15 protein-coding genes and 1 pseudogene are annotated in these 16,571 nt (G+C 68.0%); 2 read left to right on the top strand and 14 right to left on the bottom strand.

Annotated elements, in window-relative coordinates; translation table 11 throughout:
• Positions 1-3: 3 nt before the first annotated feature.
• From tatC to ACJ4V0_RS10385, 10 genes are all read right to left on the bottom strand, one after another.
• Positions 4-870 carry a twin-arginine translocase subunit TatC gene (gene tatC / locus ACJ4V0_RS10430; protein WP_448299501.1) on the bottom strand — a complete coding sequence of 289 codons (867 nt, stop codon included), beginning with the start codon at positions 868-870 and terminating at the stop codon, positions 4-6.
• Positions 867-1,553 (bottom strand): Sec-independent protein translocase protein TatB, encoded by a 687-nt coding sequence (tatB, locus tag ACJ4V0_RS10425; protein WP_448299500.1) that lies wholly within the window; start codon positions 1,551-1,553, stop codon positions 867-869. The genes tatC and tatB overlap by 4 nt, the downstream gene beginning before the upstream one ends.
• Positions 1,554-1,626: 73 nt before the next feature.
• Complete coding sequence (locus ACJ4V0_RS10420; RefSeq protein ID WP_448299499.1) at positions 1,627-1,908, bottom strand: twin-arginine translocase TatA/TatE family subunit; 282 nt, start codon at positions 1,906-1,908, stop codon at positions 1,627-1,629.
• Positions 1,909-1,999: 91 nt separating this feature from the next.
• A complete protein-coding gene (locus ACJ4V0_RS10415; protein ID WP_448299498.1) occupies positions 2,000-3,109 on the bottom strand; it encodes an ABC transporter ATP-binding protein in 1,110 nt (369 codons plus the stop codon).
• Complete coding sequence (gene scpB / locus ACJ4V0_RS10410) at positions 3,106-3,825, bottom strand: SMC-Scp complex subunit ScpB (RefSeq protein ID WP_448299497.1); 720 nt, start codon at positions 3,823-3,825, stop codon at positions 3,106-3,108. The genes ACJ4V0_RS10415 and scpB overlap by 4 nt, the downstream gene beginning before the upstream one ends.
• A gap of 12 nt (positions 3,826-3,837) precedes the next feature.
• Positions 3,838-4,665, bottom strand: a complete 828-nt coding sequence (locus tag ACJ4V0_RS10405) for a segregation and condensation protein A (protein ID WP_448299496.1) — start codon at positions 4,663-4,665, stop codon at positions 3,838-3,840.
• A gap of 45 nt (positions 4,666-4,710) precedes the next feature.
• Positions 4,711-5,775, bottom strand: coding sequence for a beta-N-acetylhexosaminidase (gene nagZ, locus ACJ4V0_RS10400; RefSeq protein ID WP_448299495.1), 1,065 nt, complete (start codon positions 5,773-5,775; stop codon positions 4,711-4,713).
• A 3-nt stretch (positions 5,776-5,778) separates the two neighbouring features.
• On the bottom strand, positions 5,779-7,512 hold the full coding sequence (locus ACJ4V0_RS10395) for an SPOR domain-containing protein (protein ID WP_448299494.1): 1,734 nt from the start codon (positions 7,510-7,512) through the stop codon (positions 5,779-5,781).
• Positions 7,513-7,557: 45 nt separating this feature from the next.
• Positions 7,558-9,312 (bottom strand): arginine--tRNA ligase, encoded by a 1,755-nt coding sequence (gene argS, locus ACJ4V0_RS10390; protein ID WP_448299493.1) that lies wholly within the window; start codon positions 9,310-9,312, stop codon positions 7,558-7,560.
• 29 nt (positions 9,313-9,341) lie between these two features.
• Positions 9,342-10,559 carry a deoxyguanosinetriphosphate triphosphohydrolase gene (locus ACJ4V0_RS10385; protein ID WP_448299492.1) on the bottom strand — a complete coding sequence of 406 codons (1,218 nt, stop codon included), beginning with the start codon at positions 10,557-10,559 and terminating at the stop codon, positions 9,342-9,344.
• A 182-nt stretch (positions 10,560-10,741) separates the two neighbouring features.
• On the opposite strand from ACJ4V0_RS10385, the gene ACJ4V0_RS10380 reads away from it, so the two are divergent.
• Positions 10,742-11,092 (top strand): HesB/IscA family protein, encoded by a 351-nt coding sequence (locus ACJ4V0_RS10380; RefSeq protein WP_448299491.1) that lies wholly within the window; start codon positions 10,742-10,744, stop codon positions 11,090-11,092.
• On the opposite strand, the pseudogene ACJ4V0_RS10375 reads toward ACJ4V0_RS10380, so the two are convergent.
• Positions 11,093-11,697, bottom strand: a pseudogene (locus tag ACJ4V0_RS10375) (pyridoxamine 5'-phosphate oxidase family protein).
• 93 nt (positions 11,698-11,790) lie between these two features.
• Between ACJ4V0_RS10375 and xth the strand changes: the two are divergent.
• Complete coding sequence (gene xth / locus ACJ4V0_RS10370; protein WP_448299490.1) at positions 11,791-12,573, top strand: exodeoxyribonuclease III; 783 nt, start codon at positions 11,791-11,793, stop codon at positions 12,571-12,573.
• On the opposite strand, the gene ACJ4V0_RS10365 is transcribed toward xth, so the two are convergent.
• Genes ACJ4V0_RS10365 through ilvD form a run of 3 tightly spaced genes read right to left on the bottom strand, consistent with a single transcriptional unit; the run spans position 12,540 to position 16,483 of the window.
• Entirely contained in the window at positions 12,540-13,943 is a 1,404-nt protein-coding gene (locus tag ACJ4V0_RS10365; protein ID WP_448299489.1) for a cytochrome P450, read from the bottom strand. The genes xth and ACJ4V0_RS10365 overlap by 34 nt on opposite strands.
• Positions 13,944-13,956: 13 nt before the next feature.
• Entirely contained in the window at positions 13,957-14,751 is a 795-nt protein-coding gene (locus ACJ4V0_RS10360) for a tetratricopeptide repeat protein (RefSeq protein ID WP_448299488.1), read from the bottom strand.
• 4 nt (positions 14,752-14,755) lie between these two features.
• Positions 14,756-16,483, bottom strand: a complete 1,728-nt coding sequence (ilvD, locus tag ACJ4V0_RS10355) for a dihydroxy-acid dehydratase (protein ID WP_448299487.1) — start codon at positions 16,481-16,483, stop codon at positions 14,756-14,758.
• Positions 16,484-16,571 lie beyond the last annotated feature (88 nt).

The following is a 16,571-nucleotide window of genomic DNA, read 5'->3' as shown; positions in this document are numbered from 1 at the left end:
GCTTCAGGAGGCTGGCGTCGCGGTCTCGCCGTCCCCATCGCTGTCGGTTTCCGGCTTCTCCGCCGCGCGCCGTCTTTCCATCCGGGCGACGACGAGGATGCCGACTTCGTAGAGCCCGATGAGCGGGATGGCGAGCGATAACTGGCTGATGACGTCCGGCGGCGTGAGAATTGCGGCCAGGACGAAGGCGATGACGATGAAATAGCGACGCTTGCCGCGCAGGAAAGCTGTGTCGACCACGCCGATCTGGCCCAGCAGCGCAATGATCACCGGCAACTGGAACGAGATGCCGAAGGCGAAGATCAACGTCATGATGAGGCTGAGATAGTCCTCGACGCGGCCGAGATACTGGATGGCGGTGGCCGTGTCGCTCGGCGCCTGCTGCATGCCCAGAGAGAACAGCATGAGCGCCCGCATGACGAAAACGAGGACGAAAATGCCGCCAGCGAAGAAGCAGACGGGCGTCCAGACGAGATAGGGCCGGAAGGCGTCCTTCTCGTGGGAATAGAGACCCGGAGCCACAAACTTGTAGAGCTGGATGGCGATCAACGGAAACGCGAGGAACGCGCCGCCGAACATGCCGATCTTCAGCTGCGTGAAGAAATACTCCAGAGGCGCGGTATAAATGAGCCGCACCTCCTGGCGCGGAATCTTCAGATAGTCCGCCGCCCACTCATAGGGCAGGACGAGCAGCTGGAAGATCTGCTTTGAGAACGCGAAGGCGAAGATGAAGCAGACGACGAAGCCGAGCATCGCCTTGATCAGGCGCGAGCGCAGTTCGATGAGGTGATCCAGCAGGGGCGCCTTGGAGGCCTCGATGGCCTCCTCGTCCGCCTTGATCTTCTCTTCCGGGGCGGGGGCGAGCGTCATGCCTTGGTCTTCCTGGCGCGCTTCGGCTTTTCGGGCTGGTCGGACGGCGCCGTATCGGTTGCGCTCGCCGGCTCAGCCACGGCCGGAGCGGCGTCCTTGCGGCTCCGCTTCGGTTTGGCGGGGGCTTCCACCGCCGCTGCGTTGTCAGGCTGGGGCGCGCCCGGCGCCGCCATGAACGCAGATGGCGGATCGACGGGTGCAGCCCCAAGCGGCTGTGTCGTCGAGACCGCAGGCGACGTCGCGAAGGCGGGAGGCGGTGCGACCGGAACCTGCCCGAAGGCGTTCTGAATGGCGGCGGGATCCGCCGTGTAGGACGGCGGCGCCGGAATGGCCTGCGCCAGCGGGTCAGGAGCCGGGGGACCGATGGCATCGGTGGCAGGCTGCCCCTTGATGTCATCCACCGCTGATTTGATCTGGTCGCGCGCGTAATCGATCGGGTTGAACGTGGATGACGTCGCACTGGTCACCGAATCCGTGACGCTGCTGATCGACGACTTGACCTTGTCGACCTCCGCCTCCTGCAGCGCCTGATTGAACTGGTACTGGAAGTCGGACGCCATACGCCGCAGCTTCGCCAGCGCCTGCCCCATGCCCCTGAGAACTCCGGGCAGTTCCTTCGGACCGATGATGATCAGCGCAACGATGCCGATCAACGCGATTTCGCCCCAGCTCAGATCAAACATGGCCATTCACCGCCCGCGCGCAAGCGCCGGCTCCCCATAGCTGCGGACCCGGCGCCGCGGCCGACTTCGCTGCTCAACCGACCTTGGGCGCCGAGGCGGACGTCTGCTCGGGCGTGGTCGTCGTCGTCGAAGGAGTCGGCTGGGCGGGAGCCGACGTTGCAGCCGGCTGATGATCGATGGTCGATGCCGGCGTCACCGTCGCCGTTTCCGGCTTGTCCTCTTCGGCCAGGCCCTTCTTGAAGGCCTTGATGCCCTTGGCGGCATCGCCCATGAACTCGGAGATCTTGCCGCGCCCGAACAGCAGCAGCACCACGATGGCGACCAGAATCCAGTGCCAGGCGCTAAACGTACCCATGATTCACTCCTTGACCGTTTGGCGCCTCACACCCCGAGGGGCCGGCGCCTGATTATTCCTGCGGTCCTGGATCGACCGTTCGCTTCGGAAACTATGCGGCGGGTGCGGCAAAAACAAGAACCTCCGCCGCGGTAACGTCAACGCCGATGTCGCGGCCGGGATTGAGCCCTTCGGCTGAGCGCACCCGCGCCTTGAGCGGAGCATCGAGTCCCTGCACGACGATCTCGAGGAGTTCCACCTCCCCGAGGAACCGGCGCGCCACGAGGCGGCCGGGGATGCACATGCCCGCCGGCTTCGGCAGCAACGATTGCGGCCGGATGGCTGCGACGGCCTGCGTCCCCTCGGCCAGACCCGGTGCGTCGAAATAGCCCACCGGAGTGATGATGCGCCCGCCCCGGATCACACCGGGCACTTCGTTGACGTCGGAAAAGAACCGCGCGGTATCAAGATCGGCGGGAGCCCTGTAGAGGTCGAGCGGCGTGCCGATCTGCGCGATCCGCCCCTCGCGCATCAGCACGATGCGGTCGGCCATCCGCATGGCCTCCTCCGGATCGTGGGTGACGACAATGCAGGTGGCGCGGGTTTCGCGCATGACCGCAAGGGTTTCCTCGCGGATGGTGTCCCGCAGTCGACTGTCGAGCCCCGAGAACGGTTCGTCCATCAGCAGGATGCCCGGGCGAGGCGCAATGGCGCGGGCGAGCGCCACCCGCTGCTGCTCCCCGCCGGACAGGGTGTGCGGATAGTCCAGCGCATGGTCGGCCAGCCCGACGCGACTGAGGGCGAGGCGCGCGGTGTTCTCGGCCTCCGTCCTGGGGAGCGCGCGGAGCCCGAACATCACGTTGGCGAGGTTTGTCAGGTGCGGGAACAGCGCGAAGTCCTGAAACACGAGGCCGATGCCCCGGCGCTCGGGCGGGACGAAGGCGGCGGGACCTGCCACCTCGCGGTCATCGATAAGCACGCGGCCGGACAGCGGCTTCTCGATCCCGGACGCGACGCGCAGCAGCGTCGTCTTGCCGCAGCCAGACGGGCCGAGCAGGCAGAGGATCTCTCCCGGAGCCACCGTGAGCGAGATTCCCGCCAGCGCCCGGACATGGCCGTAGCCATGGACCACCTCCTCGAAAGTCAGCGACGAGGCGATCGACGTTCCGGCCGTGCCGCGCCGTCCCCAGCGCGTGACGGTATCCATCAGCGAACGGCTCATGCCCCGTCCCCGTCGGCGCGGGGCGACAGCATCAGGTCGAGTTCGGCGCCATCGTCCGGCTCCTCGTCGTCCCTGAGCGCCAGATCGTCATTGGGGACGGGAATGCGGAAGCCCGGCGGCAGACGCCCGTCCAGCATGCCGGCGGCCTTGAGGTCGTCGAGGCCCGGAAGGTCGCCGATCGCCTCGAGGCCGAAATGCTCGAGGAAGGCCGGTGTGGTTCCAAAGGTAACCGGGCGGCCGGGCACCTTGCGGCGACCACGGATGCGCACCCAGCCGGTCTCCATGAGCAGGTCGATCGTGCCCTTGGCCACCGTCACGCCGCGGATCTCCTCGATCTCGGCGCGCGTCACCGGTTGGTGATAGGCGATGATGGCGAGCGTCTCGAGGGCGGCACGCGAGAGCTTGCGCTCCTCGGTCGTCTCCCGATGCAGAAGGAAGCTGAGGTCCTCGGCGGTGCGGAAGGCCCATTTGCCGGCGACCCGGACCAGATTGACGCCACGTGGGGCGTAGAAGGCCTGCAGCGTGGCCAGCAGCAGCTTCAGATCGGCGCCACGCGGAAGCCTCTCGGCGATGGCCGCCTCGTCGAGCGGACTGGCAGCGGCGAAGAGCAGCGCCTCGACGATGCGCAACTGCTCCACCGGTCCCTCGACGACGCCTACGGGCGCGCCGAGGCGCAATTGGGCGCCACCGTCGTCGCTGTCGTTGTCATGGCTCATGCGCGGCTTCTATCACGTCTCCGGCGGCTGGGAAGCCGGATCGGGCTTGCGCCGGCGCATGTACAGGGTTCCGAGCGGCCGGTCTTGCTGCACCTCGAGCACCCCCTCGCGCACGAGTTCGAGGGTCGAGGCGAAGCTCGACGCCAAGACGGTCGCCCGCTTGTCCTCGGTGACGAGATAGTCGAGCAGGAACGCGTCGAGGGGTGTCCAGTCGCTCGCGCTGCCGACGAGCCGCTCGAGGAGTTCGCGCGCCGCGGACAGCGACCAGACGGTGCGGTGCTCCATGCGGACATGGGACAGGGCCAGCTTCTGCCGCTGCTGCGCATAGGCGGTCAGGAGATCATAGAGCGAGGCATCCCAGGTGCGGGCGGCCAGGGCCACGATGGGTTCGGGATCACCGCGACCGAAGACATCGCGGCCGAGCCTGTGGCGGGTCATCAGCTTGGCGGACGCGTCCCGCATGGCCTGCAGCCGCTGCAATCGGAAGGCCAGAACCTCGGCGAGTTCGGAGCCGGACGGCTCCTCGCCCTTGCCCGGTTCGGGCAGGAGCAGCCGCGACTTCAGGTAGGCGAGCCAGGCGGCCATGACCAGATAGTCGGCCGCCAGTTCGAGGCGCATCTTCCGCGCCTCCTCGATGAAGCCGAGATACTGGTCTGCGAGCGCGAGGATGGAGATCTTCGACAGATCCACCTTCTGCGTGCGGGCCAGCGCCAGCAGCATGTCGAGCGGTCCCTCGAACCCGTCGAGATCGACGACGAAGGCCGGCTCCGACGTGCCCCGCTCGGCGAGGCTCTCGAAGGGAAGGACATTGCTGCCGACGGGATGGGACGGGCGCGCCATGCAGGGTTCCACGCCGGAACGGCCGGCGCGCGATGATAGCGCAGATCAGACGCTCAGGGCATGGTCCGCGGCAAAGCCTGTGGACGACGGGGCTTGAGCGCGGGAGAGGACGTCCTGGAAGCGCGCGAGAGCCTCCGTGGCATCGAAGGGATCAGGCTCGTGGCGGATCCGCGCCAGCGCCGCCTCCGCCCGCCGCCCGGCCTTACCCGCCAGCGCGCGCGCGCGAGCGGCGATCTCCATCATCTCATCGAACTTGCCGTTGCAATGAAGCACGACGTCGCAGCCCGCGGCATAGGCGGCGCGCGCGCGCTCCCCCAGGGAGCCGGCCAGCGCGTTCATCGACAGGTCGTCGGTCATCACCAGCCCGTCATAGCCGATCAGGCCGCGCACCACCTCCTGCATCACTATGCGCGACGTGGTCGCCGGGCGGCGAGGGTCGATCGCGGTGTAGACCACGTGCGCGGTCATCGCGAGCGGCATGTCGGTCAGAGTCCGGAACGGCAGGAAGTCCGATGCCGCCAATGCCTCCATGGGCGCATCGACGACGGGCAGATCCTTGTGGCTGTCGGCCCCTGCCCGGCCGTGGCCGGGAATGTGCTTCACCACCGGCAGGACACCGCCTGCAAGAAGCCCTTCAGCGGCGGCGCGACCGTGGTTCGCAACCTCCCGCGGGTCGAGCGAAAAGGCGCGGTCGCCGATGACGTCATGGGCGCCCGCGACGGGCACGTCGAGCACCGGCGCGCAGTCCACGGTGATACCGAGCGCGCGCAGGTCGTGAGCCATCAGGCGCGCCCCAAGCCGCGCCATCTCACGGCCGACGAAGGGGTCGTTGGCAGCGATCTGCGAGAAAGCCCGGGCGGGAGGATATTTCGGCCAGTTCGGCGGACCGAGGCGCTGCACGCGTCCGCCCTCCTGGTCGATCAGCACCGGGGCGTCCGACCGTCCGACAGACGAGCGGAAATCGCCGGTGAGCCTGCGGACCTGATCGGCGTCCAGGCAGTTGCGCCGGAACAGGATCAGCCCCCAGGGATCCAGGTCGCGGAAGAAGGCCGTCTCGTCAGCCGTCAGCTGCGCGCCAGCGCAGCCGAGGATCAGCGCCTGAACGCCCATCGGTCAGTTGAGGACGCAGGAACCGCCGGCCGTCTTCAGCCGCTGGCAGAAGCTCTGGGCCTCCTCGCGCGAGAAGGGGCCAACCCTGAGGCGATGCCAGGTGCCACGCCCCGGGATCTCCGCGATGCGGATATTCGGCGCCTGACCCTGCAGCATTGGGAAGCGACGCTGCGCCGACGAGAAGGCCGAGCGCGCCTCGGCATCGGTCTGATGCGACGAAATCTGCACGAAGGTGCCGCCGGTTGCGCTGGCAGCGCCTCGCACCGAGGCGGTGCGCTGCGGACCGAGGTCGAGCGGCTGCGGCGCGGTGGCGCCACGTGAAGCCGGCCGCGCCGGCTCGGCGGCGGGCTCGGCGCGCGCCACGCGCAGGGTCGGGGCGGGACGGGGGGCGGGAACGGGAGCAGCGCGCGACTCGGCAGCGGCGAGAGCGGCGGGCGGCGCCGAGGCGGCCGGAGCTGGTGTCGCCGGAACCACGGAAAGCGGGGACTGCGACGACACGGCCGGAGCCGGCATGAGGGGTGCGGGAGCCGAAAGCGGCGCGCCATCCGGACCGACCTGGACGGTGCGAACCCAGCGCGGCTCCTCCACCACCCTCGCCGGCGCGGCTGCCTGGACAGGTGCGCGAGACGCCTGAGGCGCGAGCGGCAGGCCGCCGCCGGCTGCCACCGGAATTGTGCTGACGGTACGCACCGGCGGCTGGCCGGGATCGGTAACGACGCCCGCCGGGGCCGTCGGCGCCGGAATCAGGGGAATGACGCGCGCCGGCGTTGGCGGTACCTGAACCTGGGCCGCCTGTTCGCGCAGACTGACGGGCCGCTCCTCACGGGAGACGACACGGTCGCCGCCGGGGACGCGGTCGGTCACCGGCTTGGCGTCCTGCGCCTGCTGGACAGCCACCCGCACGGGAGACGTGTCGGCACGAACCACCCGCGGCTCGCCGCCTGCTCCCGCCGTTCCGTTCAGCGAGCGATAGGCGTAGACACCACCGCCACCGAGTACGGCCAACCCGAGGACGGCCGCAATGGCGGTCACGCCCCCGCGGCGCCGACGCGGCGGTGCCTCTTCGGCATAGTCGTCGAGGAAAGACGGGTCCGCCGCCGGATAGGTCTCGGCGCCAGCGGAGCGGGCGTGGTCGCCGCGCTCACCACCGGCTCCCTGACGGGACCTCATCGCCCACGTCGCGGCTGCGCCGGCCGCAGCGGCGGCCACGGCAGCGCCGTAGGCCCCGGTCGGATCGGAACTGTCACGCGATCCCGTCGCATCACGGCTGTCACCGTAAGACCGCTCGAACTCTGCCGCAAACTGGCGCTCCAGATCGTCATCGCGCGAACCCGAGGCATCCCAGTCGTGATGACCGTCCCGCAATTCGTCGGCATGCGCCAAATCTTCGGCCTCGGCGCCGTCGGCAGTTTGCCGGTAGTGCGCGAGCTCGGCCTCAAGATCGTCCCAGTCCACGCCGTCGGCGTGCAAACCTGCACGCAGGTTCATCGCGGGGATGTCGATATGCTCGTCCTCGTGACGATCGGCCAGTTCGGGCTCCTGCGGGGCCGCGTCACCCCGGGTCCGCGCCACCGTCTTCAGCAGATCGGCATAGGTCTCGTCCTGCCCCATGATGCGGGCCAGATCGGCAAGCGGGTTGCCCTCGCCGTGACCGCGCACGACGGGCTCCGCCTCGCGGGCGTCCCGGTCGTAAGCGTCGTAGTCACGGTAGCTACGCAGACTGTTGTCGTTGGCCATGGGCCCCGCCGTCGGTGGGCGCCGCTAACGATACGCGCGGCGCGATCAACGCATTTCTTCGACGGCCTCGACACCGAGGATCGCAAGACCCGATCTGAGAACGGTCACGATACCCTGGACCAGCGCAAGGCGCGCCGACGTCATTTGTCGATCATTTTCCATAATGAAGCGTAAATGCGGCGAATCTTTCCCCCGATTCCACTGCGAATGGAAGTCGGATGCAAGCTCGTACAGGAAGAAGGCGACGCGGTGCGGCTCATGGGCCTGGGCGGCTGCCTCGATCAGGCGCGGATACTGGGCGAGCCGCTGGATGATCGCGCGTTCGCCCTCGTCGTCGAGCCGGTCCATCGGCGCCGACAACAGGGCGGCGGACGACAGGTCGAGGTCCGACATCGCCGCCTGCGCATTCCGCAGGATCGACCGGCAACGAGCATGGGCATACTGGACGTAGAAGACGGGGTTGTCCTTCGACTGCTCCTTCACCTTCGCCAGATCGAAGTCGAGCGTCGCGTCGTTCTTGCGGTAGAGCATCATGAAGCGGACGGCATCGGGCCCGACCTCGTCGACGACCTCTCGCAGGGTGACGAAATCGCCGGAGCGCTTCGACATGCGCACAGGCTCGCCGTCGCGGAACAGCCGCACGAGTTGCACGAGCTTCACATCCAGCGCCGCGCGGCCGCCGGTGATCGCCTTCAGCGCGGCCTGCATGCGCTTGACGTAGCCGCCGTGATCGGCGCCCCAGACGTCGATCTGCTCGAGGAAGCCGCGGTCGGCCTTGTCCTTGTGGTAGGCGATGTCGGAGGCGAAGTAGGTATAGCTGCCGTCCGACTTCATCAGGGGACGGTCCACGTCATCCCCGAAGGCGGTGGAGCGGAACAGCGTCTGCTCGCGCTCCTCCCACTCGTCGTCATCGGCCCCCTTCGGCCGCTCCAGAACGCCCTCGTAGATGTTGCCCTGCGCCCGCAGGGTCTCGATTGCCGCCCGCACCTTGTCGACCGGCGCCTGCAGCGTCCTCTCCGAGAAGAAAACCGCGTGCCTGACATTCAGCGCCGCGAGATCGCCGCGGATCTCCTCCATCATGGCGTCGATGGCGGCGTCGCGGCAGATCGCCAGGCGCTCGGCCTCCGGCGCGCTGCGCAGGCCCGGACCATACTTTGCCGCCAGCGCCTGCCCGACCGGCTTCAGGTAGTCGCCAGGATAGAGCCCCTCGGGGATGACGATCGTCTCGCCGAGCGCCTCGCAGTAGCGAAGGTAAGCCGAGCGCCCCAGCACCTGCACCTGCGCGCCGGCATCGTTGATATAATATTCACGCGTGACGTCGTAGCCGGCGACATCGAGCAGGTTGGCTAGCGCGTCGCCGAAAACGGCCCCGCGGCAATGGCCGACATGCATGGGGCCGGTCGGATTGGCCGAAACATATTCGACGTTCACCTTGGCGCCGCCGCCCATGGCAGCCCGGCCGAAGGCGTCCCCTTCGGCGACGGCAGCATTCAGCACCTTGGGCCAGATCGAGGCCGCGACCGCAAGATTGATGAAGCCGGGGCCGGCAATATCCACGCGCACGACATCGTCGAGGCGCGATAGTTGCGCAGCGATCTTCTCGGCGAGATCGCGCGGCTTCAGTCCGGCATCCTTCGACAGGACCATGGCGGCGTTGGTGGCGAGGTCGCCGTGCGTCGGATCGCGCGGCGCCTCGACCACGATGCGGTCGAGCGAGGCCTCCGGCAGGACGATGCCGTCCGAGGCGAGCGCGGAGACCGCCGCGCGCACATGCTGGGTGAAGACTGCGAAAATGTTCATGCCGATGACCTGACCAGAAGCGGTCGCCTCTAGCGCAGATCGGGAGTGTGGGCAAACAGGCGGCGGTGCTCGTCAAGGGCGAAACGGTCGGTCATGCCGGCGATGTAGTCAGCGACGCGCCGGGCGCGCCGGGCCTCGTCGAGTTGGGCGACGCCCGCCGACCATTGCGGCGGCATGGCCTCGGGGTTTACGAAAAGGGCAGCGAACAGGTCGCGGACGACGGCGGCGGCATTGGCCCGGATCGGCACCACCTCCGCGTGGCGATAGACGTTTGTGAAGAGGAAGGCCTTGATGCCTGCGTCATAGGCCTGCATGGCCGGGGAGAACTGGATCAGCGTCCGACCGCAGCGACGAATGGCATCGGCATCGGCCGGGGCCACCTCGCCGATGGCCCGCGAGGCCTCGGCGATCACGTCCTCGACGAGGCGCGTGATGACACGGCGCGTCAGTTCGTTGATCTCGCGCCCCTTCTCCAGCGTCGGATAGCGGCGGCGGATTTCGGCGAGGAACTCGCGCGCCATTGGCACCGCGTCGCCGAGATCGTCGAGGGTGAAGAGCCCTGCCCTCAGGCCGTCGTCGATGTCGGCGGCGTCATAGGCGATGTCGTCGGAGATGGCGGCGGCCTGTGCCTCGGCGCTGGCATGGGTGGCGAGGTCGAGCGGTTGCAACGCGTCATATTCGAGAATGGCGACCGGGATGCCGCGGGTACTGTAGCGCGCCGTGGGGCTGCCGTCGGATTCGAGCAGCGGGCCGTTGTGCTTGACCAGCCCCTCGAGCGTCTCCCAGCAGAGATTAAGGCCGTCGAAGCCGGCATAGCGCCTCTCCAGCCGGGTGACGATGCGCAGCGACTGGGCATTATGGTCGAAGCCGCCATAGGGCCGCATCACCTCGTCGAGGGCGTCCTCGCCGGTATGTCCGAACGGGGTGTGGCCAAGGTCGTGGGCGAGCGCCAGCGTCTCGGCCAGATCCTCGTCGAGCCCGAGCGCACGCGCGAGAGACCGGGCGATCTGTGCGACCTCGATCGTGTGGGTCAGGCGAGTGCGGTAGTGATCGCCCTCGGGCGAGACGAAGACCTGCGTCTTGTGCTTCAGGCGCCGGAAGGCCGTGGCATGGACGATACGGTCGCGGTCGCGGTGGAACTCGGTGCGGGTCGGCGAGGCCGGCTCGGGCACGAGACGGCCGCGGCTGAGGCGGGCATCGCAGGCAAAGGGCGCCAGCGGCGGATAGAAATAGCTCGCGACCGCCATGCCGGCCCCCGATCGCCACGCCGGCCGGCGAATGCGACCGCGCGAGGCTCATTCAAGAAAACGTCGGGCCTCGGCCGATTGACCGGGCCCCATGGCGCACATACCTATGGGGCAAGCCTGCCGCAAGGCGACGCCCTTCCCCATTTGTGTGTTTCCGGCCTTGAACCGGGGAGACATCCAGCATGACCGCAGACACAGACACCCTCGCACCCCCCGTCGGCATCACCGACAGGGCGGCAGCCCGCATCGCCAGGGTCATGGCGACCGAGCCCCCCGGCTCCATGCTGCGCATTTCGGTCGAGGGCGGGGGCTGTTCCGGCTTCCAGTACCGCTTCGGCTTCACGACGGAACGCAATGCCGACGACTTCGCCATCGAGAAGGCCGGCGCCACCGTTCTCATCGACGAGGTGTCCCTGCCCTACATGACCGGTACGCAGCTCGACTGGGTCGACGACCTTATTGGATCGTCCTTCAAGCTCAGCAATCCTAACGCAGTCGCCAACTGCGGCTGCGGGACGAGCTTCTCGATCTGATCAGTAGAGCGTCGCGGCGAGCCGCGCCGGCAGCGCCTTGTCGTAGGCCTCGGCGTCGAGGCCCGCCTTGGCGCCTTTCAGCATCTGGCCGGGGGTCGGCAGTTCCGAGCGGTCGCGCTGCGCCGCCGGATCCCACAGCCGCGAACGCACCAGCGCCTTGGCGCACTGGAAATAGACGCTCTCGACGGTGATGACGAGGCCGGTGACCGGCACCTTGCCGTCCATGGCCGCCGGCATCAGCAGCGCCGGGTCGGTGGTGATGCGGCCGCGGCCGTTGGCCCGCAGCGTCTCCGACACCCCCGGCACCAGGATCAGGAGCGCGACGCGCGGGTCCCGCACGATGTTAAGGAGGCTATCGATGCGGTTGTTGCCGCGCCGGTCCGGGATCACCAGCGTCTTGTCGTCGAGTACGCGGTGAAACCCGGCGGATCGCCGCGGGGCGTGGCATCGAGCCCCCCGGGCCCGGAGGTGGCGAGGACGCAGAAGGGTGAAGCTTCGATCAGTGCGCGATACTGCGGCGTCAGCGCCGGAACCTCCTTTGCGAGCGAGGCTTCGCCGGCCGGGCCGTAGAGCGCCCTCAGCGCCTCTTCGCTTTCGATCCACATGAGACCCGTCTCCCGTCGGCTGCTGTCGTGTTGGGGGCGACCGCGTGGCAGGCTGACGCTAGATTGCACCCGGCCAGAATCGCAGGACCCGTCATGATCGTCGCCACGTGGAACGTCAATTCCGTCAAGATCAGGGTGGAGAACACGCTCGCCTGGCTGAAGGAGCGCGATCCCGACGTCGTCTGCCTGCAGGAGCTGAAATGCGTCGACGAGGCCTTCCCGCGCGAGGTCTTCGAGAGCGCCGGCTACAATGTCGCGACCCACGGCCAGAAGACCTACAACGGCGTCGCCATCCTGTCGAAACTGCCGCTGGAGGATGTCACGGCCCGCCTTCCCGGCGACGAGACGGACGAACAGGCGCGCTATCTGGAAGCCGTCGTGTCGACTGCCAGCGGCGCCGTCCGGATCGCCAGCCTCTATCTGCCCAACGGCAATCCGATCGGTACCGAGAAATTCACCTACAAGCTCGCCTGGATAGACCGGCTGATCCGCCACGCAAGGGACCGCCTCGCGCTGGAGGAGCCCTTCCTGCTCTGCGGCGACTATAACGTCATCCCCATGCCGGAGGACGCGAAGAACCCGAAAGACTGGGTGAACGACGCGCTGTTCCAGCCGGAGTCGCGGGGCAAGCTGCGCGAGCTCGCAGCCCTCGGCTTCACCGACGCGCTCCGGGCCTGCGACGATTCAACCGGCCTCTACTCGTTCTGGGACTACCAGGCCGGTGCCTGGCCGCGGAGCAACGGCATCCGCATCGACCACCTGATGCTCTCGCCGCAGGCGACGGACAGGCTGGTGACGGCCGGCATCGACAGGCATGTGCGCGGCTGGGAGAAGCCGAGCGATCACGTGCCGGTATGGTGCGAGATCCGCGTCTGACGCGGCTCGACCGTCATCGGCATTCCGCCGTCCGGCCTGAGCGTAAGGCGCACGTTCGGCATCGGCCGGTGTCCGGGCAGCGGAACGAACCGGACATCGCGGATGACAGTTGCGAGAATCGCGGCAGCCTCGGCGAGGGCGAAAGCCGCACCGATGCAGATGCGCGGGCCGGCCCCAAAAGGCAGATAGGCGCCGCGGTGCATTGTCCGGGCGCGCTCTGGTGCGAAGCGATCGGGGTCGAAGGCGTCCGGAGCCTGCCAGATCAACTGGTGGCGGTGGACCGCATAGACCGGGACATAGACCGGCGTGCCTTTGCGGATGGTCTCGCCGCCGAGTTGCACGTCCTCGGCGGCGATGCGGGGAATGAGCGGCGCTGGCGGATAGAGGCGCATCGCCTCCTGAACCACCTGTTTTGCATAGACGAGCTGGTCGATGTGGCCGGCTTCCACAGGCCCGTCGCCGACGACGCGCGTCACTTCGTCCAGAAGCCGCGCCTCGACGTCCGGAGCATTGGCGACCAGCCAGAAGGCCCAGGTCAGCGCGAGGGCGGTCGTCTCGTGGCCGGCGACCACGAAGGTGAGGAGATTGTCCGCGAGTTCGGCATCGGTCATCGCCCTGCCCGTCTCCGGATCGCTGGCAGCGATGAGGAAGTCGAGGAGATCAGGCACGTCGCCCGGTCGCGCCCGTCGTTCGGCGATGACGCGCGCCATTTCCTGCCGGAGGAAGCGATTGCCGGCCATGGCGCCGCGCCGGCCGGGATAGGGCAGCCAGGCCGGCAGCCTGAGCGTCGCCCATGCCGCCATCCACCCGACGGTGTCGAAATAGCGCGATATTTCCCGGCCGAACCGGCGGGTGTCGAAGCTCGCATGCCCGGAGAGCATGGTCTCGACGATCACGTCGAAGGTCGTCTCCATCATGACCTCGGAGACGTCGACTGTCTCGCCGGCCTGGTGGGTGAGGCGCGCCACGGTGCGCCCGGCTGCGGCGGAGAAGGTCGGCACGAAACCGAGGATGGTGCCGTGCCGGAAGGATGGCGCGGCGGCGCGTCGCTGCCAGCGCCAGGCTGCACCTTCGGCCGTGAAGATTGAATCGTTACCCACCGCCGGCCCGATCGTGCGGCGGATGATGGGCGCCTTGGGAAAGACAGCGGCCTTGCCGACGAGAACCTCGTCGATGAGGGCCGGATCCATGACGAAGAGCAGGGGCCGGCCTGCGAAGGAGAGCCAGCAGGTCGGATCCTCGAAGACCGCCTGCGGCCAGGTCGCAAGCGGATTGCGGACCAGCGTGCGGAGGAAGGCGAGCGTCCCCAACGGTTCGGCGGGTTGAGCGAGGACTGCTGGCGTGAACAGGGCGCTGTCGACCATGGTCATCGCCGCGGCCCCGTCATCGGCGGACCGTCTTGATCCAGTTCTCGACCATGCGCAGCGCGACGCCGCGCTCGTCGTCGGAGGCCTGCCGCATCGCCTCCTCGTACATTTCGCTGATCCAGGCCTCGTTGTCGCTGGCGGCTTCCTTGGCCAGCGTCAGGAACATCAGGCCGCGGGGCGCGGCGCGCGGCACGTCACGCCCGGTGAACAGCATATGGCCGAGAACCGCCTGCGCCTGGTGGTGGCTCTTCTGCGCTGCAAGCTGCAGCCAACGGGCGGCCTGCCGCGGATCGCGCGGGGCGCCCTTGCCTTCCAGCAGCATACGGCCGAGCCGGAACTGGCCATCCGCGTCGCCGAAGGTGGAGGCCGCGTAGAAATAGAGTTCGACCGCCTTGCCCGGGTCGGGGCGTACATAGCTGTTGGGAATGCCCTCGACGAGGTAGTTGCCCATGGCGACGAAGGCGGAGGAGATGAAACGCGCGTCGGGTGAGTTGGGACCCTCTTCGCGCCGCGTGATGGTGATCTGGCGGAACGTCTCGAAGGCCTTCAGATCCGACCGGGCGACCCCCTCGCCTTCCATGTACATGCGGCCGAGCCGCCAGGCGGAAGCGGCGTGGCCACCGCTCGCCGCATATTGCAACGCGGAGACGGCCTCGTCGGTCCGGCCGTCGCGCAGCGCGCGGCCGTAGGCGCGGAAGGCGTCGAGCGCCGAACGGGCGTCCCCCGCCGGCTGGCCGTCGAGCGCCACGGCGCCGCCCGCCGGCAGGACCGCCGTCAGAACCAGCGCAACGAATGCGACACGCACCCTCATGACATCAGATATCCGCATAGACGTGCTTTTCCCCAGCACCGCCCGGATGGGTCACGGCACCGTCAACCGCAGGTCCGACCTGCTGGGCGTATTTCCAGATGGCGCCCGAACCGAACTCGGTAGGCTTCGGGCCTTTCCAGTCCTTCTTACGCGCCCGCAATTCGGCGGCCGTAAGGCGAACTTTGAGCGTTCCCTTGACGGCGTCGATCTCGATTATGTCCCCATCGCGAACATGGGCGATGGGGCCGCCGACCTGGGCTTCCGGTCCGACATGGCCGATGCAGAAGCCGCGCGTGGCGCCCGAGAAGCGGCCGTCGGTGATCAGGGCCACCTTATCGCCCATGCCCTGACCGTAGAGCGCGGCGGTGGTCGCCAGCATCTCGCGCATGCCGGGGCCGCCCTTGGGCCCCTCGTAGCGGATGACGATGACCTCGCCGTCCCGGATGGTGCGCTCGGTAACGGCCTTGAAGCACTCTTCCTCGCGGTCGAAACAGCGGGCCGGTCCCTTGAACTTCAGCGTCTTCATGCCGGCGACCTTCACGATCGCCCCGTCCGGGGCCAGATTGCCCCTGAGACCGACGACACCGCCGGTCTTGGTGATCGGCCTGGAGGTCGGATAAACGACATCCTGGTCGGGGTTCCAGCGCACCTTCTCGAGGTTCTCCGCCATCGTGCGGCTGGTCACGGTCATGCAGTCGCCGTGCAGGTAGCCGCCGTCGAGCAGCGCCTTCATAAGGAGCGGGATCCCCCCGGCCTCGAACATGTCCTTGGCGACATATTTCCCGCCGGGCTTCAGGTCGGCGATGTAGGGCGTCTTCTTGAAGATCTCGGCGACATCGAACAGGTCGAACTTGATGCCGCATTCATGCGCCATGGCCGGCAGATGAAGGGCCGCATTGGTGGAGCCACCCGACGCGGCGACCACTGTCGCGGCATTCTCCAGCGCCTTGCGGGTGACGATGTCGCGCGGGCGGATGCCCTTCGCGATCAGTTCCATCACCTTCTCGCCGGCGGCGTAGCAGAAGGCGTCGCGGATGTCGTAGGGCGCCGGGGCGCCGGCCGAATAAGGCAGCGCCAGGCCGATGGCCTCAGACACGGTCGCCATGGTGTTGGCGGTGAACTGGGCGCCACAGGCGCCGGCAGAGGGCGCCCCCACCCGCTCCAACTCGTCAAGGTCCTCGTCGCTCATCGCGCCGACCGAATGCTGACCGACCGCCTCGAACAGGTCCTGAACCGTCACCTGCCGGCCGCGGAACGTGCCCGGCAGGATCGAGCCGCCATAGATGAAGATGGACGGCACGTTGAGACGCACCATGGCCATCATCATGCCGGGCAGCGACTTGTCGCAGCCGGCGAGGCCGACCAGCGCGTCATAGGCGTGGCCGCGCATGGACAGCTCGACGGAGTCGGCGATGATCTCGCGCGACGGCAGCGAGGACTTCATGCCGGCATGGCCCATGGCGATGCCGTCGGTGACCGTAATGGTGCAGAATTCGCGCGGGGTCCCTTGAGCCGACTCCACGCCCTTCTTGACCGCCTGGGCCTGACGCATCAGCGCGATGTTGCAGGGGGCGGCCTCGTTCCAGCAGGTGGCGACACCGACGAAGGGCTGGTGGATCTGCTTCGTCGTCAGACCCATCGCATAGAGATAGGAGCGATGCGGGGCGCGGGACGGCCCTTCGGTGACGTGACGGCTCGGCAGCCTGGACTTGTCGAAGGTGGCCCCGCTCATGTCGCTGCTCCGATACGGCTATCCGCGCCCTGATCGAAGGCAGGGCGACACGCAACCGAATGAAACGAACAACGGGACAGCATGAACG

It is taken from the genome of Phreatobacter aquiterrae, assembly GCF_053471285.1.
Note: the sequence above shows the minus strand (reverse complement) of the source record. Positions and strands in the feature narration are given on the sequence as shown.

What these genes read in the sequence shown, in the direction of transcription:
- ACJ4V0_RS10395 (WP_448299494.1), bottom strand. Translation starts at nt 7,512, where the DNA reads ATGGCCAACGACAACAGTCTGCGTAGCTACCGTGACTACGACGCTTAC.
- argS (WP_448299493.1), bottom strand. Translation starts at nt 9,312, where the DNA reads ATGAACATTTTCGCAGTCTTCACCCAGCATGTGCGCGCGGCGGTCTCC.
- scpB (WP_448299497.1), bottom strand. Translation starts at nt 3,825, where the DNA reads ATGAGCCATGACAACGACAGCGACGACGGTGGCGCCCAATTGCGCCTC.
- xth (WP_448299490.1), top strand. Translation starts at nt 11,791, where the DNA reads ATGATCGTCGCCACGTGGAACGTCAATTCCGTCAAGATCAGGGTGGAG.
- tatB (WP_448299500.1), bottom strand. Translation starts at nt 1,553, where the DNA reads ATGTTTGATCTGAGCTGGGGCGAAATCGCGTTGATCGGCATCGTTGCG.
- ACJ4V0_RS10415 (WP_448299498.1), bottom strand. Translation starts at nt 3,109, where the DNA reads ATGAGCCGTTCGCTGATGGATACCGTCACGCGCTGGGGACGGCGCGGC.
- ACJ4V0_RS10385 (WP_448299492.1), bottom strand. Translation starts at nt 10,559, where the DNA reads ATGGCGGTCGCGAGCTATTTCTATCCGCCGCTGGCGCCCTTTGCCTGC.
- ACJ4V0_RS10365 (WP_448299489.1), bottom strand. Translation starts at nt 13,943, where the DNA reads ATGACCATGGTCGACAGCGCCCTGTTCACGCCAGCAGTCCTCGCTCAA.
- ACJ4V0_RS10380 (WP_448299491.1), top strand. Translation starts at nt 10,742, where the DNA reads ATGACCGCAGACACAGACACCCTCGCACCCCCCGTCGGCATCACCGAC.
- ACJ4V0_RS10360 (WP_448299488.1), bottom strand. Translation starts at nt 14,751, where the DNA reads ATGAGGGTGCGTGTCGCATTCGTTGCGCTGGTTCTGACGGCGGTCCTG.
- nagZ (WP_448299495.1), bottom strand. Translation starts at nt 5,775, where the DNA reads ATGGGCGTTCAGGCGCTGATCCTCGGCTGCGCTGGCGCGCAGCTGACG.
- tatC (WP_448299501.1), bottom strand. Translation starts at nt 870, where the DNA reads ATGACGCTCGCCCCCGCCCCGGAAGAGAAGATCAAGGCGGACGAGGAG.
- ilvD (WP_448299487.1), bottom strand. Translation starts at nt 16,483, where the DNA reads ATGAGCGGGGCCACCTTCGACAAGTCCAGGCTGCCGAGCCGTCACGTC.
- ACJ4V0_RS10420 (WP_448299499.1), bottom strand. Translation starts at nt 1,908, where the DNA reads ATGGGTACGTTTAGCGCCTGGCACTGGATTCTGGTCGCCATCGTGGTG.
- ACJ4V0_RS10405 (WP_448299496.1), bottom strand. Translation starts at nt 4,665, where the DNA reads ATGGCGCGCCCGTCCCATCCCGTCGGCAGCAATGTCCTTCCCTTCGAG.